General features: G+C 54.1%; 19 protein-coding genes. 6 read left to right on the forward strand and 13 right to left on the reverse strand.

Translation table 11 applies throughout. The features are described from left to right. Positions 1–44: 44 nt before the first annotated feature. The 4 genes from ACFOSD_RS04675 to ACFOSD_RS04690 are packed head-to-tail and all read left to right on the forward strand — an operon-like array spanning position 45 to position 4142. Positions 45–629, forward strand: coding sequence for a TRAP transporter small permease subunit (locus tag ACFOSD_RS04675; RefSeq protein WP_380693006.1), 585 nt, complete (start codon positions 45–47; stop codon positions 627–629). Beyond that, positions 626–1954 carry a TRAP transporter large permease gene (locus ACFOSD_RS04680; protein ID WP_380693004.1) on the forward strand — a complete coding sequence of 443 codons (1329 nt, stop codon included), beginning with the start codon at positions 626–628 and terminating at the stop codon, positions 1952–1954. The genes ACFOSD_RS04675 and ACFOSD_RS04680 overlap by 4 nt, the downstream gene beginning before the upstream one ends. 17 nt (positions 1955–1971) lie before the next feature. Beyond that, entirely contained in the window at positions 1972–2571 is a 600-nt protein-coding gene (locus tag ACFOSD_RS04685) for a malonic semialdehyde reductase (protein WP_380693002.1), read from the forward strand. A gap of 41 nt (positions 2572–2612) precedes the next feature. Continuing rightward, the gene (locus ACFOSD_RS04690) at positions 2613–4142 is read left to right on the forward strand and encodes an amidohydrolase family protein (RefSeq protein WP_380692999.1); all 1530 of its coding nucleotides are present in this window, start codon (positions 2613–2615) and stop codon (positions 4140–4142) included. Between the two features lie 57 nt (positions 4143–4199). Here the strand turns inward: ACFOSD_RS04690 and ACFOSD_RS04695 are convergent, their stop codons facing one another. The 11 genes from ACFOSD_RS04695 to ACFOSD_RS04745 all read right to left on the reverse strand — a co-directional run bounded on the left by ACFOSD_RS04695 (position 4200) and on the right by ACFOSD_RS04745 (position 19916). Continuing rightward, positions 4200–5591, reverse strand: a complete 1392-nt coding sequence (locus ACFOSD_RS04695; protein WP_380692996.1) for a hypothetical protein — start codon at positions 5589–5591, stop codon at positions 4200–4202. 163 nt (positions 5592–5754) lie between these two features. Then, positions 5755–7173: an FAD-dependent oxidoreductase gene (locus tag ACFOSD_RS04700; protein WP_380692993.1), complete on the reverse strand. Its 1419-nt coding sequence runs from the start codon at positions 7171–7173 to the stop codon at positions 5755–5757. A 5-nt stretch (positions 7174–7178) separates the two neighbouring features. Continuing rightward, a complete protein-coding gene (gene gltB / locus ACFOSD_RS04705) occupies positions 7179–11633 on the reverse strand; it encodes a glutamate synthase large subunit (RefSeq protein ID WP_380692991.1) in 4455 nt (1484 codons plus the stop codon). Between the two features lie 164 nt (positions 11634–11797). After that, on the reverse strand, positions 11798–13417 hold the full coding sequence (locus ACFOSD_RS04710; RefSeq protein ID WP_380692988.1) for an AAA family ATPase: 1620 nt from the start codon (positions 13415–13417) through the stop codon (positions 11798–11800). A gap of 3 nt (positions 13418–13420) precedes the next feature. Further along, a complete protein-coding gene (gene aroB / locus ACFOSD_RS04715) occupies positions 13421–14503 on the reverse strand; it encodes a 3-dehydroquinate synthase (protein ID WP_380692985.1) in 1083 nt (360 codons plus the stop codon). Then, positions 14490–15017 (reverse strand): shikimate kinase AroK, encoded by a 528-nt coding sequence (aroK, locus tag ACFOSD_RS04720; RefSeq protein WP_380692983.1) that lies wholly within the window; start codon positions 15015–15017, stop codon positions 14490–14492. Before aroK ends, aroB begins: the two co-directional genes overlap by 14 nt. Position 15018: 1 nt before the next feature. Further along, complete coding sequence (locus tag ACFOSD_RS04725) at positions 15019–17115, reverse strand: type IV pilus secretin PilQ (RefSeq protein ID WP_380692981.1); 2097 nt, start codon at positions 17113–17115, stop codon at positions 15019–15021. 22 nt (positions 17116–17137) lie between these two features. Continuing rightward, on the reverse strand, positions 17138–17674 hold the full coding sequence (locus tag ACFOSD_RS04730) for a pilus assembly protein PilP (protein ID WP_380692979.1): 537 nt from the start codon (positions 17672–17674) through the stop codon (positions 17138–17140). Further along, complete coding sequence (pilO, locus tag ACFOSD_RS04735; protein ID WP_380692977.1) at positions 17671–18291, reverse strand: type IV pilus inner membrane component PilO; 621 nt, start codon at positions 18289–18291, stop codon at positions 17671–17673. The genes ACFOSD_RS04730 and pilO overlap by 4 nt, the downstream gene beginning before the upstream one ends. Before the next feature lie 3 nt (positions 18292–18294). After that, on the reverse strand, positions 18295–18849 hold the full coding sequence (locus ACFOSD_RS04740; RefSeq protein ID WP_380692974.1) for a PilN domain-containing protein: 555 nt from the start codon (positions 18847–18849) through the stop codon (positions 18295–18297). Further along, the gene (locus ACFOSD_RS04745) at positions 18846–19916 is read right to left on the reverse strand and encodes a pilus assembly protein PilM (protein WP_380692971.1); all 1071 of its coding nucleotides are present in this window, start codon (positions 19914–19916) and stop codon (positions 18846–18848) included. Before ACFOSD_RS04745 ends, ACFOSD_RS04740 begins: the two co-directional genes overlap by 4 nt. A gap of 167 nt (positions 19917–20083) precedes the next feature. On the opposite strand from ACFOSD_RS04745, the gene ACFOSD_RS04750 reads away from it, so the two are divergent. Continuing rightward, complete coding sequence (locus tag ACFOSD_RS04750; protein WP_380692969.1) at positions 20084–22489, forward strand: penicillin-binding protein 1A; 2406 nt, start codon at positions 20084–20086, stop codon at positions 22487–22489. A gap of 67 nt (positions 22490–22556) precedes the next feature. Here the strand turns inward: ACFOSD_RS04750 and ACFOSD_RS04755 are convergent, their stop codons facing one another. Both ACFOSD_RS04755 and rpmE read right to left on the reverse strand, forming a co-directional pair. Beyond that, complete coding sequence (locus ACFOSD_RS04755) at positions 22557–23798, reverse strand: malic enzyme-like NAD(P)-binding protein (protein ID WP_380692967.1); 1242 nt, start codon at positions 23796–23798, stop codon at positions 22557–22559. Positions 23799–23971: 173 nt separating this feature from the next. Further along, entirely contained in the window at positions 23972–24187 is a 216-nt protein-coding gene (gene rpmE, locus ACFOSD_RS04760; protein WP_380692965.1) for a 50S ribosomal protein L31, read from the reverse strand. 128 nt (positions 24188–24315) lie between these two features. Here rpmE and ACFOSD_RS04765 point away from each other — a divergent pair, with 128 nt between their 5' ends. After that, positions 24316–26514, forward strand: a complete 2199-nt coding sequence (locus ACFOSD_RS04765; RefSeq protein ID WP_380692963.1) for a primosomal protein N' — start codon at positions 24316–24318, stop codon at positions 26512–26514. Positions 26515–26580: the final 66 nt, after the last annotated feature.

Consider the following 26580-nt stretch of genomic DNA (forward strand, 5'->3'; position numbering starts at 1 on the left):
CAGCCACCTTGGTGTTTTTTCGGTCACTTCAGGAGTACGCAATCATGACAACAAATATAAAGCGGTGGGTCATGGGCGATGCCGAGCACAAAAGCCTTTACGGGCATGTGCTGGATGGCCTGAATGCCCTGGGTTCCTTACTTATCTTCATCATTATGGCGTTAATCTGTGCGGACGTGTTTTCGCGCAATGCGTTTAATGCCCCCATCAATGGTGTTGCCGAAATGGTGTCGGCCTCCATTGTGATGATCGTATTTCTGCAATTGGCCAGCGCCCTGCGGCATGGTCGGTTAGCTCAAGCCGATATCTTCATTGGCGGTTTCAGTCGCCGTCACCCCCGCGCGGGTAATGTATTGAACGCCCTGTTTCACCTAGCGGGTGCGTGGGTTATGTGGCTGGTCTACAAGGGTACCTGGCCTGTTTTTGTGCGCGCTTGGGAGCGCAATCAATTCATGGGTATTGAGGGCGTTTTCACCTTACCCGTGTGGCCAATACGTATCGTTGTCCTCACCTGCGCGTTGGTGACGGTTTCTCAGTTCTTGCTCTTAGCCGGACAATACCTGTATTGGGCGTGGACCGGTCAGGCCGCACACCCTCATCATTCCCCTGAATTGGAGGATGCAGCATGACCGGCATTGAAATAGGCATTATTGCCGTCGTTGCCATGTTGATTCTGATCTACATTGGCATGCACATCAGCATCGCGTTAATGCTGGTATCGTTCGTGGCCATTGCCGAGTTGCGCAATGCCGGGTTGGCAACGCGCATGGTATCTGCCGCGGCTAATGATTCTTTAAGCAGCTATTTATACGGCGTTGTACCGTTGTTTGTGTTAATGGGCTTACTGGTGGTGGTGTCCGGTGTCGGGCGCGATACGTTCGACGTATTCCAACGCTTACTGCGCAAAATCAAAGGCGGCTTAGGCATTGCCACTGTTGGTGCCAACGGCGTGTTTGCTTCCATCACCGGCGTCAGTGTCGCGTCGGCTGCCGTGTTCACCAAGGTGGCCGTACCCGAGATGCGTCGGCACGGCTATACGCCGAAATTTGCGGTCGGCGTGGTAGCGGGTAGTTCGGTATTGGGCATGTTGATACCACCGTCCTTGTTGATGATTGTGTACGGTGTGCTGGCCGAGCAATCGGTGGGGCGTATGTTCATTGCAGGCATCATACCGGGCATTCTACTGGCGCTGTCGTTCAGTGTAGCCATTTTGTTCATTGCCAAGTTCATGCCGCGTTTTATGACGCTGGAAAACGCCCCTGACTTCGCATCATTCGACGCCGGCGTGCCGGAACGCAAACGCGACCTGCTGGTTAAGCTGATTCCTATTCTGGTCTTGATGACGCTGGTACTCGGCGGCTTGTACAGCGGCTTTTTCACCCCAACCGAGGCTGGTGGTGTCGGAGCCTTTGGTGCCCTCGTTCTGGCGTTGGTCAAGCGTCGGTTGTCATGGCGTTCGTTTTATCAGGTGCTGGGTGAGACCGGCCATGTGGCGGTGTCGATCCTGTTCCTGATTCTGGCTGCATCTCTATACAGCCGCATGCTGGCGCTGACCGGACTGCCGATGAACATTGCCGAGTGGGTCACCTCCATGGATTTGAGCCTCTACCAGTTCCTGTTCATCTATCTGGTGGTGATCATCTTGATGGGCTGCATCATCGATTCGGTATCCATCATGCTCATCGTGCTGCCCATCGTTTTACCGATTGCCCAGTTCTTTGGCATGGACTTGATCTGGTTCGGTGTGTTGACGGTGGTCGCGGTTGAAATTGGCTTGGTCACCCCGCCGTTCGGCATTTCGGTGTACACCGTAAAAGCCAGCCTGAACGACAAGTCAGTACCCGTTGGTGAAATATTTAAAGGCGTCATGCCCTTCTTCTTCACCATGTTGGTGGTGTTGGTGATCTTGGCTGCCTTCCCAGCATTGTCCACTTACCTAGCACATCGCTACTGATCCCGGAGCCTGACAGCATGGACAAACCTATTTTGCCCGACAGCGTACTTAACCAATTGTTTCTTGCCGCTCGAACCTACCACTACTGGCAGGACAAAGCCGTGGACGATGCACTGTTGGTACGCCTGTACGACTTGGCGCGCATGGCACCCACCAGCGTCAACAGTAACCCGCTGCGTGTCTATTTTTTACGCACCCCGGAAGCCAAGGCCCGGCTATTACCGGCGTTGGACGAAGGCAATGTACGCAAGGTGGAAGGCGCTCCGGTCACGGCTATTCTGGCGTATGACCGTCGTTTCCACGACCAACTGCCCGACCTCTATCCGCACATCAATGCCAAAGCGCTGTTTGTGGGCAATGAACCCTATCGGGAGGAAACCGCGTTCCGCAACAGCTCCCTGCAGGGCGGTTATTTCATTCTGGCAGCGCGGGCTTTGGGATTGGATTGCGGTCCCATTTCCGGGTTCGACAACGATCAGGTTGATCATATTTTCTTTGGTGAACAAGACCGCCACCTGCGCAGCAATTTCATTTGCAACCTCGGCTATGGCGACGATGAAAAATTAAGACCCCGCGGTGCGCGCCTGTCTTTCGACACCGCTTGCCGTTTGCTATGACGCCCGCACTGCGAGCACAACAACAATAACGAGGTGAAATCATGTGCAGATTATGTGAAGCACGACGGACACAAAAAGAAGAAGGACGTCGGGATTTTCTAAAACTGGCCGCCGCCGGCGGTGCAATGGCTGCCATGCCATTAATGGGCAGTTCAGCGCAAGCCGCCAGCCACGCACGCACGGCAGCGCCTGCGACCAGTGCTCGGCCAGAAGGGGTGGGTCGACCCGGTCAGCGAACCTTGATCAAAGGCGGCCATGTTTTGACCATGGATGACAGTGTCGGTGACTTTGCCGTCGGTGACGTGATGTTGGAAGGCAATAAAATCGTAGCCATTGCTCCTTCCATTAACGCCGGGGATGCCATCGTGATCGATGCCAAAGGCAAAATTGTGATGCCCGGCTTCATCGATACGCACCACCACCAATTTGAAACCGCATTACGCAGTGTGTTGGCTGACGGTATTTTGATCAACGACGGTCAACCGCACAGCCGCATGAATTACTACGAAACCATTTTGCAAAAATTCTCAATGGTTTACCGCCCAGAAGACGTGTATATCAACGAACTCTATGGCGGATTGGCACAGTTAGATGCCGGTGTGACCACGGTGATGGATGTTAGCCAGATCCACCATTCGCCTGAACATTCCGATGCGGTCATTTCAGCCTTGGCCGACACGCGTCGCCGGGCAGTATTTGGCTACTTTGAAGGCTGGGGCGATCGCGCCCAGTATCCGCAAGATGCTGCGCGGCTACGTAATCAATATTTTTCGTCAGATGACCAATTGATGACCATGGTGATGGGCGGTGAAATCTATCTGCCTGGCTATGAAGAAGCCTGGCGCATCGGCCGTGAACTGGGTTTGCCCATTGCACTGCATGTGGTCGGCACCTTTGGTATGCAATCCACGTTTGACCAACTGGCGGAAGCCGGACAATTTGGTTCAGACAACATCTTCATCCACATGACCGGCATGAGTGATATGGCGTGGCAACGTGCCGCGGATGCGGGTGCACACGTGTCATTATCCGTGCCTATCGAGATGACCATGCGCCACGGTATGCCACCGATTCAGAAATGCTTGGATTTGGGCCTACAACCATCCTTATCAACCGACGTTGAATGCACCATGACAGCCGATTTCTTCACCCAAATGCGCGCCACCCTCACACTGCAACGCGCGTTCATCAATGAGCAGGCGCTGGCCGGTGAAACCGACCTGCCCGCCTTGCTGACCTCGCGCGACTGCATTCGGTTTGCGACCGTTGAAGGCGCAAGAGGCCTAAAGCTGGATCATAAAGTGGGCACATTGACCCCCGGCAAAGAAGCCGACCTGATCATGCTGGATGCCACTGCCATCAACGTTCATCCGTTGAACCACGTGCCCGGCGCCGTGGTGACACTGATGGAACGCAACAACGTAGATACCGTGATGGTCGCGGGCCAAATCCGTAAATGGGCCGGTCAGTTGGTGGATGTGGACATCAAACACCTCGGCCAGCAACTCGAAGCCAGCCGCGATTATCTGTTCAACGCCGCTGGTATTGAACACGACCTGTTCCGCGTGTAGCTTTTCGCTAGGTACAAAAAAGCAGCCCAAGGGCTGCTTTTTTTATCACAACGAACGTTAGGGCGTTACACTCACAAAATAACGATTGCCAGCACCGGCACCGTTCGGCGATTTTACGGTGATGGCACAGGTTGCCGTACCATCAACAGCATAGGTGACTCCTACTTGCCAACCAGAAAATAAGTTGCCGGGATTACCAGGCACAGTCTGGTTAAACAAAGTTGTTTCCACGTCCCCTTCACAACTTATAGCTAAGGTACTGCCCACCGGCGGTACATTGCCATTTTGATCCACCATCGTATAGGTAACCGTTTGTGAACCCGATATTGCCGTCGGCACCGGATTTAAGGTAATGATTGACCCACTGTTCACCAAAGTGATGCTATCAAATACATCCGCCCGCTCTGCGCAGTGACCCGCTGTTACAGCCGCATCACTGCACCCATAGCCCTTATAAACAGCCGCAGGATTCGCCGCCGTATAGCTGTTGTTATTGTCACGATCCCAAAAAAATTCACCCGCTGTATGAGAGTCGCTACCATTAGCATCCACAAAGGGCTCACCTTGAGGGGTATAGGTTTCACCCACATCAAAACGGCTGTTTCCGTTCGTATCCACAAAGGCGTCATTGCCCTCCGTACGGGCTAGAATATGGATACGCCCGTCGGTAAATCTGGGCGCTGCAGAGCGCCATACGGCGTTGCAAGTACCATTGGTTGTTGGGCAAGATCCAACGATCATTCCCGTATTGGTAATGAAATTTACCAAGGTGCCATCTGCCACAGGGTTGCGGTGCATGTCACCGAGGTGGGCGGTGATCGTAACGGGTACACCGTCATAATTGTAACCTTCCGGGTTAAACACATTCGTTGACAAGCTAATACCATCCGTTACCGGTACTGCCGTACTCATGTTGATCGGCTGACTGGTGGCAACATGGCGGTTCGTTTCCAACAGCGTTCCCGTTGCGCCAATGATGTTCATGCGGAATTCAACTTGCGTCACTCCGGGTACACTCCCGGCACTTAACCATGTGTGTGCTTCTCCAGAAGCATTAGTAGCCTGCGAAGCCCAAGATAATTCAGCCCCACCTACCGCATTGGTAAGCTCGAAATTCACCGTATGATTGGCTACCGGCTCACCACTGAAATCGAGCACCCGGACAGCCACTTTAGAAAAATCGGCTAAACCACTGGTAGCATATCCTTGCAAGGCGATCGAGGTCGGGCTGGGGGGAAGAATTTCGATAAATCCGGCGCCGGCAGGCAGAGTAGCTGTCGTGTCGTCATCGGAATCATCGTCGTCGGTGCTGTCATCGTCGGAGTCAGTGTCAGTATTGGAACTGCTATCACTGTCGCTGTTGGAGGCATCTACAGGCACTTCATTGCAACCGACCAAAATTAACGATACAGACAGTAACGCCAACCATCTTAATAATAGACTTACCATTTCTTTGCCTCCTAGGCGAATCCTTGGTGTTGTTCGATTTATTCGTCTTCGAACAGTCTAAGGTAACTTAGGGGTGTACTGAAACAGTAAATGTTTGAAATCGTGACCCACCTATCATTTCGCTGTGCACAATGGATAGGTGAGCCCCGTAATGTCGCGCGTGTTAAACCTCTAAATAATCCAAAATACCTTCGGCAGCTTTGCGGCCTTCGTAAATGGCGGTCACCACAAGGTCTGAGCCACGCACCATGTCGCCACCGGCAAAGATTTTCGGATTACTGGTTTGGAAGGCATAAGTTTGCTCTTCTGCTGCCACCACACGATCACCCTTATCCAGCGAAACCTCTTGCTCCGGCAACCACGCAGCCGGGCTGGGGCGGAATCCAAAGGCAACAATGACAGCGTCTGCGGGCAGAATTTCCTCTGAACCTTCAACTACCACCGGCGAGCGACGACCACGTTCATCGGGTTCGCCCAGTGTCGTGGTGACGACTTTAACGCCTTCTACTTTACCGTTACCGACAATTTCCACCGGCTGGCGATTGAACAGGAACTTAACGCCTTCTTCACGCGCATTTTTTACTTCTTTGCGGGAACCGGGCATGTTTTCTTCATCACGGCGGTAAGCACAGGTGACGCTTTTTGCACCCTGGCGAATCGACGTACGGTTGCAGTCCATCGCGGTGTCGCCACCGCCCAGAATGACGACTTTCTTGCCTTTCATGTCGATGTAATCGGCGGGGTCTTTTTCAAAACCCAAGCAACGGTTCACATTGGCGACCAAGAAGGGCAGGGCTTCATGCACTCCCGGTAAATCTTCTCCGGGAAACCCGCCTTTCATGTAGTTGTACGTACCCATGCCCATGAAAACAGCGTCGTAATCACGCAGCAGTTCTTCAATGGTGACATCGGTGCCGACATTGGTGTTCAGGCGGAATTCGATGCCCATTTCCGTGAAGATCTCACGGCGGCGGGTCATGACACTTTTTTCCAACTTAAATTCGGGAATACCAAAGGTCAATAAGCCACCGATTTCGGGGTATTTGTCGAACACGACCGGTTTCACACCATTACGCACCAATACATCTGCACAACCTAAACCGGCTGGACCTGCGCCAATGACCGCGACTTTTTTGTCGGTCCATTCAACACGGGACATATCCGGCTTCCAGCCCATGGCAAAGGCGGTATCGGTGATGTATTTCTCGGTTGAACCGATGGTGACCGCACCAAAGCCGTCGTTCAGAGTACAGGCACCTTCGCATAAACGGTCTTGTGGACACACACGACCACAGACTTCGGGCAGTGAGTTCGTCATGTGGCTCAATTCCACCGCCGCCATGATGTTGCCACGCGCCGCCAATTCCAACCATCGTGGAATGTGGTTATGCACCGGACATTTCCATTCGCAATAGGGGTTTCCGCAATCGAGGCAGCGGTGCGACTGCTGTTGCACTTCACTGGCCGAATAAGGGTCGTAAATTTCGACAAATTCGGTTTTCCGCGTGCTCAAGCGACGCTTCGCCGGGTCTTTACGGCCTACATCCAAAAACTGAAAATCGTTGTTTAATCGTGTGGTCATGATTCTTACTCCGGACGCGCACGCGTGTTGGACAACAGTTGCGACACACTGGCGGCTTTCGGTTTTACCAGCCAGAAGTAGCGTACGTAATCATCAAAATCTTCCAGCAGTTCTTTACCCCAAGCACTGTTGGTTTCGGCAACGAACTCTTCAATCACGCTACCCAGGTGCTGGCGATACTCTTCCATGCTGGAAGGGTGTACCCGCACGACATCGACCAGCTCCCGGTTATATTTGTCCTGGAAGGTGTTTTCGAGGTCGAGTACGTAAGCAAAACCACCGGTCATACCGGCACCGAAGTTAGTACCTACAGACCCCAGAACAGCGACCATACCGCCGGTCATGTATTCACAGCAGTGATCACCCGCGCCTTCGACAACCGCATGTACACCCGAGTTGCGCACGCCGAAACGCTCTCCGGCGCGACCGGCCGCAAACAATTTACCGCCGGCGGCACCGTACAAGCAGGTGTTGCCCATGATGGAGGTTTCTTCCGATTTGAACGTTGAACCTTGGGGCGGACGCAACACAATCTTGCCGCCGGCCATACCTTTGCCCACGTAGTCGTTGGCATCACCGTCCAGAATCAGGTTCAGGCCACCGGCGTTCCACACGCCAAAACTTTGCCCGGCAATACCGGTAAAATTGAGTGTGATGGGCACATCTTCCATGCCGTAGTTGCCATGGCGTTTGGCAATTTCGCCGCTGATGCGCGCACCAATGGAGCGGTCGCAGTTGCCGATATGGAATGTGAAGGTGCCACCCGTTTTCGCTTCGATGGCGGGCAGTACCTCGGTAAGAATCGCTTCCGCTTTTTCGCCTTTATCGAACGGCTCGTTACGCGACCATGTACATTGGTGCGGCTTTTCTGCCGGTATGTTGGTGTAATTCAACAAGGCACTGAGATCCAAGCCCGCCTGCTTATCAGTCACACCGGCACGCGGCGTGAACAAGTCGATACGACCAATGATGTCGCCAAGGCTGGCATAACCCAGTTGCGCCAAATGCTCACGCACCTCAGCGGCAACAAACCGGAAATAATGCTTCACCATTTCCACGGTGCCACGGAAGTGTTCCTGGCGCAGGCGGGCATCCTGCGTCGCTACACCGGTCGCACAGTTGTTCAGGTGGCAAATACGCAGGTATTTACAACCCAAAGCCACCATAGGGGCGGTACCAAAACCGAAGCTTTCCGCGCCGAACAAGGCACCTTTAATAACGTCTAGGCCGGTTTTCATACCGCCATCCGTCTGCAAACGCACGCGGTCACGCAAATCATTGCCGCGCAATGTTTGATGCGTTTCGGCGAGGCCCAGCTCCCATGGTGAACCCGCATGCTTGATGGAAGTGATGGGCGATGCTCCTGTGCCGCCATCGTATCCTGACACCGTAATCAAATCGGCATAGGCTTTCGCCACACCGGCGGCGATGGTGCCTACACCGGGTTCAGACACCAATTTCACCGACACCAAGGCTTCCGGGTTAACCTGTTTCAGGTCATAGATCAGCTGCGCTAAGTCTTCGATGGAATAGATATCGTGGTGCGGCGGCGGCGAAATCAAGGTGACACCAGGCACTGAAAAGCGCAATCGGGCAATCAACGGATTCACTTTACCGCCGGGGAGCTGACCACCTTCACCGGGTTTTGCGCCCTGAGCGATTTTGATCTGTAAGACTTCGGCGTTCACCAGATAGTGAGGTGTGACACCAAAGCGGCCCGAGGCAATCTGTTTGATCTTCGACACTTTGCTGGTGCCAAAGCGTGCCGGGTCTTCGCCACCTTCGCCGCTGTTGGAGCGCCCACCCAGTTCGTTCATGGCCACAGCCAAGGCCTCATGCGCTTCAGGCGACAAGGCACCCAATGACATGGCAGCCGAGTCAAAGCGCTTGAGTATGGCTTCTTCGGACTCTACCTCACTCAACGGAATCGGGCTGCGGTCGGATTTCAGATCCAACAAGTCCCGAATGGTGGCTACCGGCCGGTCGTTTACCATGGCGGCAAAGTCACGGTAGCGGGCAGCATCGCCATGTTGCACAGCGTCTTGTAGGGTTTTTACCACGTCCGGATTGTAGGCGTGGTATTCCTCACCGTGCACATAACGCAAATGCCCACCTTGTTGAATGGGTTTGCGGTCAGACCATGCCGCCTTGTTCAATAGGTGCTGTTCGGTTTCAAAATGCTCGAAACGCGCCCCTTGAATGCGGCTGGTCATGCCTTTAAAGCACAGGTTGATGATTTCATCGGACAGACCAATGGCTTCAAACAATTGTGCGCCGCGATAGGAAGCGATGGCGGAAATACCCATCTTCGACATGATTTTGTACAAACCTTTGTCGATGCCTTTGCGGTAATTGCGCAGCAGCTCGTGCGGGTGTCCGTCTAAACGTCCATTACGGATGTCCGAGTGAATCACTTCGTAAGCCAAATACGGGTACACCGCCGATGCACCACAACCAATAACGACGGCATATTGGTGTGGATCACGAATATGCCCACTGTCGAGCACGATGTTGGCATTGGTGCGCAAACCGGTATCGATCAGGCGATGGTGCACAGCACCCGTGGCAAAGGCGGCGTGAATCACATGGCGCGATTCGGTGATGCCACGATCCGACAGAATAATGATGACCTTACCAGCGCGCACTGCCGCTTCTGCTTCATTTGCTACGCGACGGATGGCGTTTTCCAGGCCTTCTGACGGGTCATAGGTGGTGTCGATCATGGCGTGCTGATATTCCGGCTGCTCCATGTGCAACAGGGTTTGATATTTCAACGGTGATAACACCGGCGAAGTCAAAATCAGCCGTTTAGCATGATCCGGGGACGGACGAAACAAGTTACGCTCCGGCCCTAAGCAGGTTTCCAACGACATCACGCAGGCTTCGCGCAGTGGGTCGATCGGTGGGTTCGTTACCTGCGCGAATTGTTGCCGGAAGTAGTCGGTCAGCGGACGCACGCGGCTGGACAAGACAGCCATCGGCGTATCATCGCCCATGGAGCCTACGGCTTCCTGACCACCTTCGGCCAAAGCTGACAACACTTCGTTGCATTCTTCTTGCGTAATTTGGAACATTTTCATGTACGAACGCAGGGTTTTCCCCGACGTTGTAGCCCCATCGGCCAGTTCCGCCAAGTCCAACCGCGAGCGCAAACGCACCGCATGTTCTTTGAGCCATTGCTTGTAGGGGAACGCGGTTTTTAAGCGACTGTCGATTTCTTCCGTTTGCAGGAATTCGCCGGTATGGGTATCTATGGCGACAATACGGCCGGGACCAACCCGACCTTTGGAAATCACATCTTCCGGCTTGTAATCGAACACGCCCACTTCCGAGGCGAGCGTAATAAAGCCGTTTTTGGTGATCACCCAGCGCGCGGGACGCAAACCGTTACGGTCGAGCAAGCAGACCGCATAACGACCATCGGTCAATACGATACCGGCCGGGCCATCCCAAGGCTCCATGTGCATGGAATTGAACTCGTAGAAGGCACGCAGCTTGGAGTCCATGGTTTCAAAGTTTTGCCACGCGGGCGGGATCACCGTACGCGCTACCCGGAACAGATCCATACCGCCCAACATCATGAGTTCCATCATGTTGTCGAGGCTGGAGGAATCCGAACCTGTGGTGTTGACCACTGGCTGCAATTCTTCCAGATTCGGCAGTGAATCACTTTCAAAGGTTCTTGCCCGCGCCCGCGCCCAGTTCCGGTTACCGGAAATGGTATTGATTTCACCGTTGTGCGCCAACAGACGGAACGGCTGTGCTAACGGCCATTTGGGGGCGGTGTTGGTGGAGAAACGCTGGTGGAATACCGCGATGCCGGTTTTTACGGCGGCGTTACCAAGATCGGTATAGAAGCGGGGTAAGTCCACCGGCATCACCAGACCTTTGTACGAAATAACTTTTTCGGCCAAAGAGCAGATGTAGAAATCCTGGTCATGCGCCATGGCCAGCTCGGCTTTACGGCGGGCCACATACAACTTGATGGCAAAATCTTCGGCCGTAATGTCTGAATCGATCGACACAAACACTTGCCGGATGGTTGGCATACAGGCCAGTGCCATCGGACCACAGAACGACGGATTGATCGGGACGTTGCGCCAGCCATGCACCGTCAGGCCTTGTGCTTCTAAAGCACTTTTCACGGCATGCTCACCGGTACTGGCCAAATCTTCGTCTTGGCTCAAAAACAACATGCCGACCGCATAATGTTCTGGTAGGTCGGCAGAAAACAGGCGTTGCGCTTCTTGGCGTAAAAACTCGTCGGGCTTTTGCAGCAACAGACCGCAACCATCACCCGTTTTACCATCGGCCGCGATACCACCGCGGTGCGTCATGCAGGCCAACGATTCAATGGCTGTTTGTAACAACTGGTGACTTGCCTCACCGTGCATGTGCGCGATGAGACCGAATCCACAGTTATCACGAAACTCGTCTGGACGAAACAGTGCTTCACTCATACTGACACTCTCAAATGCGTAATTCGGTTCGGCTGGTTACTATTTGACCAGCCTGTTATGGACCACAAGTGTACTCAGGGGGATATGGAGGAACAATTGAGGGCAAGGCTTTGCCCTCAAAAGCGGCAGGTATTTTTATTTTTAACGGTATAAGAGGCTAATATTTAACCAGGCAGATCGGATTTTACCGCACTGATTGGCCGTGGCCACGGCTGGGCAGCCCGTAAATCCGCCGATAAGGTAGCAATCGCCGCCCGTGCGGCATCGGCATCAGGGTAAGAACCATACACCAAGACGAACCATGGCTGGCCTTGCAGTTCAGTCCGGTAGTAACCCGCTTGTGCCGCACTCAAGCTGTGCGTGGCAATAAATTCCAGTACATTTTGCTCCTGTCTGGCCCCTAAGACCTGTAAGGTGTAATGACTGTTATTGGCATTGCGTAACCAGCTGGGCGCTAAATAAGGCGAAGCACCGGAAACAGCAGCAGGCGCAGTGGGCCTACTAGCGGCTGTGTTGCCAGACGATGCGGCGGTCGACGTGGTCGTCACCGGTGGCGCAACCGGCCGCACTTCTACCGGCGTCGTTTCCGAGGCCGTTTCAGAAGGCACAGCAGTTACGGGTGCGGAACTGTTAGTCGTACTTGGCTCAGGCGATGACAATTCAGCCAGCTTATCCGCCGACAGCGGCACCGCATTCGAGCGTGTCTCTTGCTCGGGTGTTTTCTCGCTTGGCGGCGTAGGCGAGACGGTGCTACTCGACATGGGTTCTGTTAAGCCATTGCTTGGCGAAGCGTCAGGCGAACGGCTGTCCGTCACGCTGCGTTCTGCCATGGCTTGTGCCAGACGCTCCCGTACAGCGGCGGCGTCCAATTCGGCACCCTGTGCCACAGGTTCGCTGGGTAGCAATTCAAAGGTGTCGGTCGTTGGAACGTCTTCGCCACCGGAGCGATACAAAACAGCCAACATAAGCGCGGAAGCAATTACGGCACCGGCCACTAAATGTGGCCATGGAATGGTTTTACGCCGACGTCCGCGCTGGGTTTCTACCAGCATGTGATCTCGGACAGCATCCACTAAATGGCCCGGCCGACCCCCACTGGATTTATACAGGCGTTTCAAGGTGGCTACATCAAAGGGTATACCTGAGGTAATGCCGGCGGCCGCAAAATAGCCTTGAATGATGTTGACCGCATCACTGAATTTCAGCAAAGGCAATTCAATGACTTGGCCGGAGGCAAAGCCTAAGGCCGATAACTCGCGCCGGATTTCGGCCGCATCTGCCGCCAAGCCGACCAGTCGCAAACCGGCATCACCGTTCAAGCCGCCATGCAAAACGGGGCTTAAACTGGCAAGGATATCGCTGGGCAGCTCGTCGATGTCATCTATCGCTAGCGTCGGTATTTGGCCTTCGCCGTGCAAACTTTGGCAATGCGCTTGAATCATGAGCTGCAAACGCTGGGTACTGTGTGTGCGGTCGGGCTGTAATTTGAACTGCGTGGCGACATCCCACAGCAATTCCTTATCACTGGTGGCTTCTGATACATCCACCATCACCAGGTCGATGTTTTCCGGTAGCTGACTGACCAACTGCTCCAAAATAGCGGATTTTCCGCTGGCGACCGGCCCGGCAATGAATACGATATCATCGGAGAATTGCAGCAGATGGACGAGGGTGTCCACGGCCTTCTGTCGGCCCGCAACGGGCACAAAGGGCTGCACCGCATCCACATCGAAGGGATCACTGTTGAGGCCGTAGTAGTCGACGTATTTTGGCAACTCAGACATGCATTAGCTCTGGTAGTGGTCGATCGTCTGATAGAGTGTTTCGGCAGGAAACTCGGCGGTAACTATCGCATGGCCTAAAGCATTTAACAACACCAGCCGCAACTGCCCGGCGTCAACCTTCTTGTCGCGCGCCATCAATCCGATGTAGTCATCCCGCGTCATACCTGCCGGTGACTGTACCGGTAAATGGGCACGCAGCAGCAAGGCTTCAACGCGACGCACCAGCGCTTCAGGTACCTTGCCCAGCCGGGCTGACATCTTGGTGGCCATCAACATTCCCGTTGCAACGGCCTCCCCGTGCAGCCAGCTACCATAGCCGGTAAAGGTCTCAATGGCATGGCCAAAGGTATGGCCTAAATTCAGAATGGCGCGTCGCCCTTGCTCTGTTTCATCTTCCATGACGACGTCGGCTTTGATCTGACAGGAACGGAAAATGGCTTCTTGGACGGTACTTTCATCCCGCGCTAACAAAGCATCCCAATGGGCTTCCAGCCAGACAAAAAAGTCGGCATCCGCAATCAGGCCATATTTCAGCACTTCGGCCAAGCCGGCGGCAAATTCACGGTCCGGCAGTGTACTTAGGGTAGCCGTATCGATCAGCACAATCTCGGGCTGCTTGAACGCGCCGATCATGTTTTTACCGAGCGGGTGGTTCACACCGGTTTTCCCGCCCACCGACGAGTCGACTTGCGACAGTAGCGTTGTCGGAATCTGGATAAATTTTACCCCACGCTGATAGCTGGCGGCGGCAAACCCGGTCATATCACCGATCACGCCACCGCCTAAGGCGACCAAGGTACATTTACGGGAAAAGTTGTGTTCCAACAAAGCCGTAAAGATCTGATTCAGCACATCCAATGTTTTGTACTTTTCGCCGTCTGGCAAGACCACACTGGCCAGCTTAGGGACCTCTGGCGCAAGGTCTTTCATTACACCATCCAAGTAAAGCGGGGCTAGGGTTTCATTGGTCACCACCAGCATTTCGGTGCTGAGGTGAGACGCCAACAACGCAGGCTGACGTAAGATATCGGCGCCAATGTGAATGGCATATTGATGCGATGGAAGCTGTAAGTTAAGCGTTTTCATGGGCTATTCGATATTCCTGCGCAATGCGTTCAGCAAGCGTCTTTGGGGCGATGTCGTCGGTATCTACCGTCAGATGCGCCAAGGCAAGATAATGGGGTTCGCGTGCCGCTAATAATTCGGTGAGTATTTTGGCAGGATCGTCGCGCTGCAACAATGGACGATTTTTGTCTTTTGCGGTGCGTTCCAACTGTGTCGCAACGCGGGTTCGCAAGTACACCACCCATGCCCTGTCCTGCATGACTTGGCGGTTCTCCGGCCGGACAACGGCGCCACCGCCCGTGGCGACCACGAGGTCGGTGCGTTGCGTGAGTTCATCAATCACCTGAGATTCACGCTCACGGAAACCGGATTCGCCTTCGAGATCAAAGATCCAGGGAATGTTGGCACCCGCCCGCTCTTCGATGATCCGGTCGGAATCATGGAAGTCGCGCCCCAGCACGTCAGCCAGCAATCGACCTAGGGTGCTTTTACCGGCACCCATAGGACCAATTAGAAAAATACTCTCGGCAGACAACCTATCGTGATCCTATGCTAACCCGCTCATCAATCAACTTGGGTGTGATAAAGATCAGCAGTTCGTTCTTCAGCTCTAAGCGTTGCGAACTGCGGAAGAAGCGACCGATCAACGGCAGATCACCCAAAATCGGTGTTTTCAGCTCTTCTTCCACTTCCTCTACGCGATACACACCACCCAGTACAAGGGTTTCGCCATTATCCACCAGCACCTGCGTTTCCAGCGTGTTGGTGTTAATGGATACACCACCGGGCGTAATGTTACCGGGTGAATCCTGCGTGACCAATAGTTGCAACATAATCCGCCCATCGGGGGTGATTTGCGGTGTTGCTTCCATCGAAAGCACAGCTTGTCGGAATTCAATACCGTCTTCGGTCAAGTAAGGAATTTCTGTACCTGACGCTACCCGCGCCCGTTCACCGTCTGCGGTGATCAACTTGGGTTGCGATACGATGTTGGCGCGACCTCGGCTTTCAAGGGCCGATAGCTCAAGATCCAACACATAATCCATAGCGGCAAAACCCACGGTAAAGGATGTGGCGTTCGGGCTGGTGGTGGGCATGTTCACGATGGGGTTAAACGCGGTATTCGCAGGAATGGACACGTCCTGATAGGCGGGTAATGGGCCGCCGCTGTAATACTCCGCCCACTGTGCACCCGAATCTTGAATTGCTTGCGTTCCTTCAATGCCACCGGTCAGGTAACCAAAGTTTCGTCCCCCACGCGCTAAGGCACCGCCACCCCAGCGAATGCCCATTTCATTACTCAAAGATGAACGCGCGACGACGATGCGACTTTCCAGCATCACTTGGCGGACCGGTACGTCGATAAAATCAATGGCTTCACGGATGCGTTGCAAGTTGCTCGCGGTTTCTTTGATCAAGAGACTGTTGGTGCGCTGATCAATGCTGGCCGCACCCCGCGAAGACAGGAGGTTTTCATCGTTGGTAATAAACGACAAGACATTCGCTGCGGTGGCGTAATTAATCTGCACAAACTCGGTTTGTAACGGTGAAAGCTCTTCCAAGGCGCGGGCATTGTTGAGCCGCTGTTGTTCTTGGTCGGCTATATCTTGCGCCGGGGCCACCAACAAAATAGTGTCCTGAATACGCTTGTCCAGATTGCGCGAGCGCAGAATTAAATCCAGTGCCTGATCCCAGGGTACATTTTCCAACCGAATAGTGATGTTGCCTGTTACGGCATCGGTCGCCACCAAACTCAAGCCTGCAGTATCCGCAATCAACTGCAAAATACGGCGAATTTCGATGTCTTGGAAATTGAAGGAAATGCGGTCGCCGACGAAGGTTAACGAGGCTTCATCGACGTTTTCGGCTACCTCTGGCGCGGGTAAACCCACGTTGATCGACAATACATTGGTGGTCTGATACGCCGCGTATTCAAATTCTCCGTTAGGCTCAATTTCAATGCGCGTGCCATTGCCCATTTGCCGCGCGGTGATGTAATTCACCGCCGTCGCAAAATCCAACACGTCAATGCGTCGTGCCAAGGCGGCGGGCAGTTCATAATTCGGAATATCAACAATGATGCGATCGCTTTCCGAGCGGATGTCGACTTCGGCACGGTTGTCGCTCATCTGAATACGGACTTGCGCCTCCCCTTCGGGGTTACGGCGGAAATCCAAGTCGGTAACGGCACCCATGGCAACTTGTGATGGCGCAACACTGGCCGTGCTGCGGCCAACGGTCACGATCAGTTCATTACCTTGGGTTTGTATTTCGTGCGGTACCAAGGAGGTTAAACCGAGCACCAAGCGCGTCCGTCCACCGGCCGTCAACACGGTCGCGGTGCGGGTGTTGCCGCTATCAACGGCGAAATAACGTTCACCCAGCACACTGGTGACATCCGGCATATCAATGGAAATTCGCGCCGGTTGGCGAATTTCATACGCGGATACCGCCGGTGCGGGTCCATTGAAGCGCAGAAGAACTTCCGTCCTGCCGCCGGTTAGGCTGGTAAAGTTGATCTCCGTCAGATCAACTGCATGACTGATCGGCGCCAGGAACAGGCTGAGCATGCATAAGCCGAGCAAGGACAGTAATCGCTGTGGCATCGCCCTTTTTGGGTCTGTTATCATCATTATTCTCACTTAACCAATGGCCCTATTGCCCGAGGGCATCCAAGGTTTGTGGGCGCTCTAACCAGCCTCCACGCCCGTTTGACACGATTTCAACCAGTCGAATACCTTGCGCCGATATAGCACTGATCTGGCCATAGTTCGTTCCCATATAATCCCCTATGCGAACCGAATGAATCTCGCGTTGTGGATCACGTATCAATGCACGCATGGGCTCTCCTTCTCTATGCAAAAAACCTACCATTGTTAGTTCATTCAGCGGAAAGGCTTCCAGTGGCTGCTTTGGCCGCGCCATATCAGGCTGAATTCCCGTTTCCTGAATCTCTTGTGCCAATTCTTCGACGCGCTGAAACGGCTGAAACGGGGAACGAAGCCCGGACGCCGAATAGAAAAATAACTCCTGCGCTTCGTAATTCGGTACGTCGGGAATGGTGCCGGTGGGGCGACTGTCCAATTCCGCCATGCGCGCCCGAATGTCATCAAAATTTCGCGGGCTTTCACAACCGGCCAGTAAGCCCAAGCAAACACCGAACAGGGTCCAACGTGACAATAGGGTGTTCATCGTGTCGCGCCTCCTGCTTCCCGGTATTGATAGGTGCGTACGTCGATGGCCAAACGTAACCGGGAATCACCGGCGGCATTGATCGGCTGTAGGGTGTAGTCATGCAGGGTCACAATTCTTGGCAGCGCCGAAATTCCAGAGACAAAGGTACCGATCTCATGGTATCCACCGGTAGCCTCAAGCCGCAGCGGTTGTTCCACGAAAAGTTCGCGCTGGGTCGGCGTACCAATACTCAACTGGCCAACTTGCAGGCCGCTGGATAAGGCGGTTTCGTTGATATCGACCAATAAGTCTGGGATTTCAGTATCGTTGGGCAGTTGCCGCAATACCGACTCAAACGCCTGCCGCATTTCAACCAATTGATTGCGATAGGCATCCAGGTTAGCGACTTGGAAGGCCTTGGCTTCGTAATCACGCATGAGGCGGGTTTCTTCTGCTTGCAAGCGCTGTAATTCGGCCTGTGACGGCTTTACCACGCCGAAAAAGCCACCCGCCAGAATGACCACGACAATAAACAAACAAAACACCACCTTGATGGGCGTCGGCCACACCCCCATGCGTTCCCATTCAATGTTGTTGAAGTCAAACTCTTGCAGTTGTTTTAACGTTGAACTCATGGGTTATTCCTCCACACTGGGGGTGACTTGCGTCACTCGAAGCTGGAAGCGATGCCGGGTCACACCGGCCGTGGTTTCACTGACCACGGAGCCTAATACCGGGTTGGTGAACCAGGTGGAGTTTTCCATATTGCGCATCAACTGTGATATCGCGGTGGTGCTTTCAGCAATTCCGGCCATTTGTATTTGCCGTCCGGTGTTATTAAAGCTGTTGAAGTACACCGCTTGCGGGGTAATGCGTGCCAATTCGTCAAATACATAAACAATGATCGGTCGGTCGCCTTGCAACTGCTGAATCACTTGCATGCGCTCCACCAAGTCCGCGCGCTCGGTGCGCAACGTATTGATTTCGCTGATGCGCTGATCCAATACCCGCAGTTCGCCTTGGATGTACTGGTTGCGGGCAATCTGAGTCTGCGTTTCGGTTGCCAGATACTGCTGCCCAGCTAGAATGATGAGCCCCGACAGAACCGCTACGCCGAACATAACACGCACAAACTGAGCTTTACGCTGTTTGCGTAATTGCTCCCGCCACGGCAATAGGTTTAAGGTAATCATGTGAAGCTCCTCAGGGCCAAACCACAGGCCACCAATAAGGAGGGTGCATCGTTACTGAGGTTCATTGCATTGACCTTGGACGCCAAACTCATGTTGGCAAAGGGGTTGGCTACCTGCGTCGGCGTCCCCAATTTATCTTGAATAGCCTGTGCCAGCCCAGGGATGGCGGAAGAGCCACCGGCCAATAATAAATAGTCCACATCGTTGTATTCGGTACCGGCAAAGAAAAATTGCAGTGACCGGGACACCTGCTGCACGGTGGCATCGCGGAACGGCTCTAATACTTCACGCGCATAATCATCTGGCAAGCCGCCTTGTTTCTTCGCCAATCCGGCCTCCTGCACGCTCACCCCGTAACGACGGGTGATTTCATCGGTCAGTTGCTTGCCGCCAAACACTTGCTCGCGGGTATAGATAATCCGCTCGCCATGCACCACGGTGAGTGTGGTCATGGTATGGCCGATGTCCATGATGGCGACGGTCAGTTCGTCTTTGGGGGTGTCGGACGCCAAGCCATCGCGCAGCAAGTCAAAGGAGCGCAGCATGGCGTAGACTTCAATATCCACTACCTCGGCAACCAACCCGGCGGTTTCGAGGGCAAGCTGGCGATCGTCTACGATATCTTTCTTACTGGCGGCCAGCTGCACCTCCACCATGCCGGGCTGACGCAACGACGGCCCGATGATGTCAAAGTCGAGCGCTACTTCATCCATCGGATAAGGAATGTATTGGTCAGCATCGGCCCGAATCTGCTCTTCCATATCGTCGGCCGATAACTCGCCGTTCATCGTTAAGGTTTTGGTGATCACCGATGAGCCGGACACCGCACAAGCCGACCCCTTAAGCCGAGTGCGTAATTTCTGTAAAGCTTTTTTAACCGTATTGCCGACCGCCGCTACGTCATTAATATGCTTTTCCACCACAGCATTGTCAGGCAAGGGTTCAACCGCGTACCCTTCCACCCGAAACTGTTTGCCGTTTCGACTCAGCTCCAAAATTTTGACGGATGTTGAGCTGATGTCGACACCCAAAAGGGTTTTTGATGATTTTTTGGTAAGGCCTGCCACAATGGTGCGTCCTTTATCCTGTTATTTATTATAGGTATGCTGCAAACCAACACGTGAACGCCTCAATTAGAAAGCACCCGTTTCTGGATGACAACTGTCTATTCACCTTTGAAGCGATATAATGTGGGGTTTTGAGAAGCTGTTAGCAAAAAACGGGCACAATTTACATGAAGTGGCTAAAAAAAACGTGGTACACCGTCCTCTGGCTAGTCCTGACGGGGCTCTTTGGCTTCGCTACGGTGTGCGCAGCGATCTATTTATACCTCGCACCGACCATTCCTCCGGTCGAGGTGCTCAAAGACGTCAAATTACAGACGCCGTTACGCATCTATTCGGCAGACAATCAATTGTTGGCCGAAATCGGTGAACAACGGCGCACACCCATCACCTTCGACCAAATTCCTGAACTCTACGTTAAGGCCTTAATGGCCATTGAAGATCACCGCTTTGAAGTACACTACGGCGTAGACCCGGTACGTTTTGCCAGCGCCGTGATCGACTTTGTCTCGTCCGGGGATTTGGGCGCTGGCGGCAGCACCTTGACGCAACAGGTGGCTCGCAGCTTCTTCCTTAATCGGGACAAAACCTTCACGCGCAAATTCACCGAGATCATTCTCGCCTTTAAAATGGAGCAGGTGCTCACCAAGGCCGAGATCTTTGAACTGTATTCCAACCAGATGTATTTAGGCCACCGCGCTTATGGTGCACAGGCGGCAGCACGTGTTTATTACAACCGCGACCTGAACGAACTGACCTTGCCACAACTGGCGACCATAGCGGGCCTGCACCAGTTGCCCTCGGCCGCGAATCCCATTTCCTTTCCGCAACGTTCTCTAGCACGACGCAACACCGTGCTGAGCCGCATGCACGCCCTCGGTTTCATCACCACTGAAGCCTATGAAGCCGCGCGTGCTACACCCATCACGGCCGAGCGCAGCAGCAATTTGGTTGCCGTCAGCGCCCCCTATGTCGCCGAGATGGCGCGTATCGAAATGGTGGAGTTGTTCGGTGAAGAGGTGATTAATGAGGGCTATAAGGTTTACACCACCGCACGCGCCGATTACCAACGCTGGGCCTACGATGCGGTTAATAAAAGCCTTTTAGACTATGAACAACGGCATGGCTATACCGGCCCGGAAGGCCAACATGAACTCCCGCCAGAGCACAATGGCGAGGCGACCGAGCTTTATCAGTCCATCGTCAACACCTATGGCTTTTTTGGTGAACTAGAACCGGCCATTGTCATCGCGGTCGATGACGAAAAGGCCGTGGCTTGGGGGCGCTACAACGGACGCATTGAAATTCCTTTGAGCGCCATGACCTGGGCACGTGAACGCATCACCGTCGATCGCTTCGGGCCACAAATCCAAAGCCCGGCGGATGTGGTGGCTGAAGGTGACGTCATCCGGCTAAAACGTAACCCGGACAACAGTTGGCGTTTCACCCAAATCCCACAGGCACAAAGTGCCTTCGTGGTATTAAACCCGAATGACGGCGCTATTATGGCCTTGGTGGGTGGCTTCGATTATTTTCTGAGCAGCTACAACCGCGTCACGCAGGCGACCCGGCAGCCCGGCTCCAACTTTAAGCCCTTCGTATTTTCGGCCGCTTTAGATCGGGGATTTTCTGCCTCTACCATAGTTAACGATGCGCCCCTAATCGTCCAGGACGCCACCCTGGAAGGCGTGTGGCGACCCAGCAATTCCGGTGACCGTTACCTCGGCCCCATTCCCATGCGTGAAGCCTTGTATCGCTCCATCAACGTAGCCAGCGTCCGCCTTCTCAGTGAGATTGGCGTGAGCTACGCCGCCCAATATGTCAGCCGCTTTGGCTTGGACCCCAACCAAGTGCAACGCAACCTCGGCATGGTGTTGGGCAACTCCAGTTTTACCCCGCTGGACATTGCACGTGGCTACAGTGTGTTTGCAAACGGCGGCTTTTTGGTCAGCCCCTACCTGATTGATCGGGTCGAAGACGCCAATGGCAATATTGTGTACGAATCGCCACGGGTAGTCGCCTGTGCCGATTGTGCACCCGACACACCCGGCGTGGCCGAGCGTGTGTTATCACCGCAAACAAATTACATCATGACGGACATTTTGCGCGATACCATTACGCGCGGCACCGCCACCGCTGCTCGTTCGCTTAATCGCAATGACATCGCCGGAAAAACCGGTACCACCAATAATGCGGTGGATGCCTGGTTTTCCGGGTTTAGCCCGCATTTAACCGGGGTTGCTTGGACAGGATACGACAACTCCACCACCCTCGGGTTCAATGAATTTGGCGGGCGGGCGTCGTTACCGATCTGGATCGACTTTATGTCTAAAGCGCTGGCCAACAAACCCGATCAGGGATGGTCGCAGCCGTCTGGCATTGTGCAGGTACGCATTGACCCAACCACCGGGCAACTGGCATTACCGGGCAGCAGTAACGCGGTGTTTGAGATTTTCAAAGCTGACATGGTGCCGACCGCCGCGCCGACGCCCGCCCTACCCAATAATGGTGCAGGGATTTTCGGTGGGGGTAACAGCACTGATGATGCAGAGGAAGATCTTGCGCCGCTGTTTTAGCAAGCGGCCACTGAAAACTGTTTAGACGCCAAAGCGGCGTCTAAACAGCGTCGGAGCAGACGGTAAGCTATACCTTGTATTGTTCTGGCAATGCGACTCGCGCCACACCGGTATCAACCGCTGCGCGGGCAACTGCACCGGCTACCGCGTTCAATAGACGGGCGTCAATGGGCTTCGGAATGATGTATTCAGGACCAAAATCCATCTTATCAACACCATAGGCCGCCAGAATTTCTTCGGGTACGGGCATTTTTGCCAAATCACGAATGGCGTGCGCTGCGGCCAGCTTCATTTCTTCGTTAATCGCCGATGCACGAACGTCTAGTGCACCGCGGAAAATGAAGGGGAAGCCCAACACGTTGTTGACCTGGTTCGGATAATCCGAGCGACCGGTTGCCATGATTACATCCGGGCGAGCAGCCTTAGCCACTTCAGGTTTGATTTCCGGGTCTGGGTTTGAACACGCAAACACAATGGGTTGTGGTGCCATTTTCGCCAGCAGTTCGGGCGACAACAAATCCGGGCCTGACAAGCCTAAGAAAATATCCGCACCGTCCAAGGCATCGGCCAAGGTACGACGGTCGGTATCCACGGCAAATTCTTTTTTGTATTCGTTCAGGTCTGTGCGGCCAGAATGAATAACCCCAGAACGATCCAGCATCAGGATATTTTCTGGTTTCATGCCCGCCGACTTCAACAAGCGGCTGCATGAAATTGCGGCAGCGCCAGCACCCAAGCACACCATACGGGCGTCTTCAATGGCTTTGCCTTTGATTTCCAAGGCATTCAACATACCGGCGACGGTTACAATCGCGGTGCCATGCTGGTCATCATGGAATACCGGAATGTTGCAGGATTCAATCAAGCGGCGCTCAATTTCAAAACACTCAGGTGCTTTGATGTCTTCCAAATTGATGCCACCAAAGGTATCTGCAATGTTTTCAACGGTTTTTACGAAATCGTCAACATCCGTGGTGTTCACTTCAATATCAATCGAATCAATGTTGGCAAAGCGTTTGAACAACAACGCCTTACCTTCCATCACCGGCTTACTCGCCAACGGGCCTAAGTCACCCAGGCCAAGAATGGCCGTACCGTTAGAGATTACGCCAACCAAATTGCCCTTCATGGTGTAGGTGTAGGCTAATTCAGGGTTCTCAGCGATGGCGCGCACGGGCTCTGCCACGCCGGGGCTGTATGCCAAGGAAAGGTCGCGCTGTGTTTCCGCAGGCGTTGAAATTTCAATACTCAGTTTTCCGGGGCGTGGTTCTGCGTGGTAGCGTAAGGCTTCTTGCTTGAAATCAGACATAGTTCATTATCCAATTGACGAAACGTTTCTTACTCCGCTAGGCGGGCAGAAATCTGGTTGTTGGCTGACGAGAGTGTGCAAAGATAACGTAACGCAAGGCAAAAAACCAACTGCCTGCAACCGCGTTGCCATAAAAAAACGCCCCGTAGGGCGCTTTCTCAGACAGATTGTCTTTACTTGCTGATTGAGCGGTTACCGAAACGCTTGTTAAAGCGGTCTACACGGCCACCAGCATCAATCATTTTCTGCTTACCGGTATAAAACGGGTGGCAGGCTGAGCATACGTCCAAGTTCATTTCACCGCCACGCACCGAGTGCGTGTTGATGACGTTACCGCAAGAACATTTGGCAACCAATACTTGGTAGTTAGGGTGAATACCTTCTTTCATGAGAGCGAACCTCTGTTAGTTGACGCCGCCACCTGCTCTCTGTCGCAGGCACCGCATCGGGTTAAAAATCACCGCTTTGAACTCATCCGCCACATCAGGCACAATCAGTCAGCAATTCGGGGCGACGAATGTTACCAGATTCCCTACAAAGCACAACTCAAGACACCGCGAACACGGTTTACGATGTCGCGGTGTTCGTACCCTTACACACCACCTTTAGCTACCTTGGTCCGGCCAACGTGCGGGCGGGCACGCGTGTGCGGGTGCCGTTCGGGCATCGTGAATGCACGGGTATTGTGTTGGACGAAACCAACGCACCGGCGGATGTTACGCTTAAACCCTTCATCGACATACCCGACACCGAGCCCCTATTGCCTGCCGATAGCCTAGCCCTAGGCCATTGGTTAAGTCGTTATTACCATGCACCCTTAGGGGACTGCATGGAACTGTTGTTGCCCGCCTTGGCGCGTCAGGGCACTGCATTGCCAGCGCCTAAACCGCGCCTTGTTGTGCGCTTAACCCATAAAGGCAGGGCCATAGCAGCCCAACAATTGACCGGGAAAAAACGGCAAGCCTTAGTAAGCGCTCTGCACAGCCAAGGGGATATACCCCAAGCTGAACTCAAAGCACTCAACATAAGCTTGGCAACCGCTCGATCGCTGGAACGCGATGAGCTGGTACAGATCCAGCCCGAAGTGCAACCGGTGGCCGCGCAACCCAGCGCCAACACCCTGTCCTTAACGACGGCGCAAGCAGACATTCTAGGTCACTTACTGGCGCTACCCGACACCGCCGAACCACAGGTGCTGTTGGGTGCCACCGGCAGCGGCAAAACCGAAATCTACATCGAATGGTGCCGTACGACGCTGCAAGCCGGGCAGCAATGCTTGGTACTGTTGCCCGAAATTGGCCTCACCCCGCAGATGATCAGTCGATTCTCCGCTCGCCTTGGCATGACGGTGGCGCAATTGCACAGCGGCATGAGCGACCTCGCCCGGCTGCGCGTGTGGCAAGGCCTACAAGATGGCACGGTACGGTTGGTACTGGGAACCCGCTCGGCGGTACTGGCACCGTTCCACAACCTAGGCTTAATCATCGTGGACGAAGAGCACGATGGTTCTTATAAACAGCATGACGGTGTACGTTACCACGCGCGTGACGTGGCCATCTGGCGTGCGCATCAACAGGGATGCCCTATTCTACTGGGCAGCGCCACCCCCAGTTTGGAAACCCTGGCCAACGCTGAACGTGGCCGCTATAACCTGCATACCCTGCTGCGCCGCGCCGACCAAGGTGAAGTGGCGCGCAGCTTGGTGGATATTACCCGCCATGCCACCACCACAGGCCTGAGCAACCCCTTGGTGGAACGCATCACCGACCATTTGCAACAAGGCCAGCAAGTGATGCTGTTTCTGAACCGCCGTGGCATGGCCCCCAGCATGGTGTGTACCGCCTGTGGCACCATCCAGCAATGCCCGAACTGCTCAGCCTATGTGACTTATCATCAGCGACCGGCCCGCTTGTTGTGCCACCATTGCGGCTGGTCACATCGCCCGCCGTACCCGTGCGAATCTTGCCATGCCACCACCCTAGAACCGCTGGGGATTGGCACCGCAGGCTTGGAAGAACAATTGCGCGCCCATTGGCCCGATGTTGCGCTTTGGCGCATCGACCGCGACAACATTAAACACGCCGATGACTGGGCAACGATTAACGCCGAAATTCACAGCGGCAAAGCGGGCATTTTGCTGGGTACGCAACTGTTGGCCAAAGGCCACGACTACCCAAACGTCACCCTCACAGGCATCGTCGATGCCGACAGCGGCTTATTCAGTGCCGACTTCCGCTCCTATGAGCGCATGGCGCAATTGTTGACGCAGGTGTCCGGGCGTGCCGGGCGACGCAGCGCCCGAGCCGAAGTAATCGTACAAACCCGGCTGCCGGACCACCCGCTGTTTCATCAGTTTTTGCGCACCGACTATTTCACCATGGCAACCCAACTGCTGCATGACCGCCAACAGGTCGGAATGCCGCCGTTCAGCTTTTTGGCCACCGTGCGTGCTGACCATGTAGAAGAAGAACAGGCCGCGCAGTTTCTTAGCGACCTAGGCAACACCTTAGCACTGCCTCTCGCCGTTACCGGACTTGGCCCCATGCCCGCTTTAATGAGCAAACGGGCCGGGCTGTATCGGCAATTGTGGTTGTTGCGGTCAACGGAGCGTAAAACCCTGCATGCTGTGCTTGAACAGATCATCGCGCACTGTGCCCAACACAGACCACCCAGCGGCATCAGTTGGGGCATAGATGTCGACCCGTATGAATTTTAACCCCACATGTACCTTGCTGACGGACTTACATTCAAGCCCTAAAACACGGATAATGCAGCCCATTCG

The sequence above is a fragment of the Salinispirillum marinum genome (genome assembly GCF_042650105.1).
GTDB lineage: Bacteria > Pseudomonadota > Gammaproteobacteria > Pseudomonadales > Natronospirillaceae > Salinispirillum > Salinispirillum marinum.

Bases quoted from the DNA above. Each gene is read 5' to 3' on its own strand.
- ACFOSD_RS04675 (WP_380693006.1), top strand. From the start codon at position 45: ATGACAACAAATATAAAGCGGTGGGTCATGGGCGATGCCGAGCACAAA.
- ACFOSD_RS04680 (WP_380693004.1), top strand. From the start codon at position 626: ATGACCGGCATTGAAATAGGCATTATTGCCGTCGTTGCCATGTTGATT.
- ACFOSD_RS04685 (WP_380693002.1), top strand. From the start codon at position 1,972: ATGGACAAACCTATTTTGCCCGACAGCGTACTTAACCAATTGTTTCTT.
- ACFOSD_RS04690 (WP_380692999.1), top strand. From the start codon at position 2,613: ATGTGCAGATTATGTGAAGCACGACGGACACAAAAAGAAGAAGGACGT.
- ACFOSD_RS04695 (WP_380692996.1), bottom strand. From the start codon at position 5,591: ATGGTAAGTCTATTATTAAGATGGTTGGCGTTACTGTCTGTATCGTTA.
- ACFOSD_RS04700 (WP_380692993.1), bottom strand. From the start codon at position 7,173: ATGACCACACGATTAAACAACGATTTTCAGTTTTTGGATGTAGGCCGT.
- gltB (WP_380692991.1), bottom strand. From the start codon at position 11,633: ATGAGTGAAGCACTGTTTCGTCCAGACGAGTTTCGTGATAACTGTGGA.
- ACFOSD_RS04710 (WP_380692988.1), bottom strand. From the start codon at position 13,417: ATGTCTGAGTTGCCAAAATACGTCGACTACTACGGCCTCAACAGTGAT.
- aroB (WP_380692985.1), bottom strand. From the start codon at position 14,503: ATGAAAACGCTTAACTTACAGCTTCCATCGCATCAATATGCCATTCAC.
- ACFOSD_RS04725 (WP_380692981.1), bottom strand. From the start codon at position 17,115: ATGATGATAACAGACCCAAAAAGGGCGATGCCACAGCGATTACTGTCC.
- ACFOSD_RS04730 (WP_380692979.1), bottom strand. From the start codon at position 17,674: ATGAACACCCTATTGTCACGTTGGACCCTGTTCGGTGTTTGCTTGGGC.
- pilO (WP_380692977.1), bottom strand. From the start codon at position 18,291: ATGAGTTCAACGTTAAAACAACTGCAAGAGTTTGACTTCAACAACATT.
- ACFOSD_RS04740 (WP_380692974.1), bottom strand. From the start codon at position 18,849: ATGATTACCTTAAACCTATTGCCGTGGCGGGAGCAATTACGCAAACAG.
- ACFOSD_RS04750 (WP_380692969.1), top strand. From the start codon at position 20,084: ATGAAGTGGCTAAAAAAAACGTGGTACACCGTCCTCTGGCTAGTCCTG.
- ACFOSD_RS04755 (WP_380692967.1), bottom strand. From the start codon at position 23,798: ATGTCTGATTTCAAGCAAGAAGCCTTACGCTACCACGCAGAACCACGC.
- rpmE (WP_380692965.1), bottom strand. From the start codon at position 24,187: ATGAAAGAAGGTATTCACCCTAACTACCAAGTATTGGTTGCCAAATGT.
- ACFOSD_RS04765 (WP_380692963.1), top strand. From the start codon at position 24,316: ATGTTACCAGATTCCCTACAAAGCACAACTCAAGACACCGCGAACACG.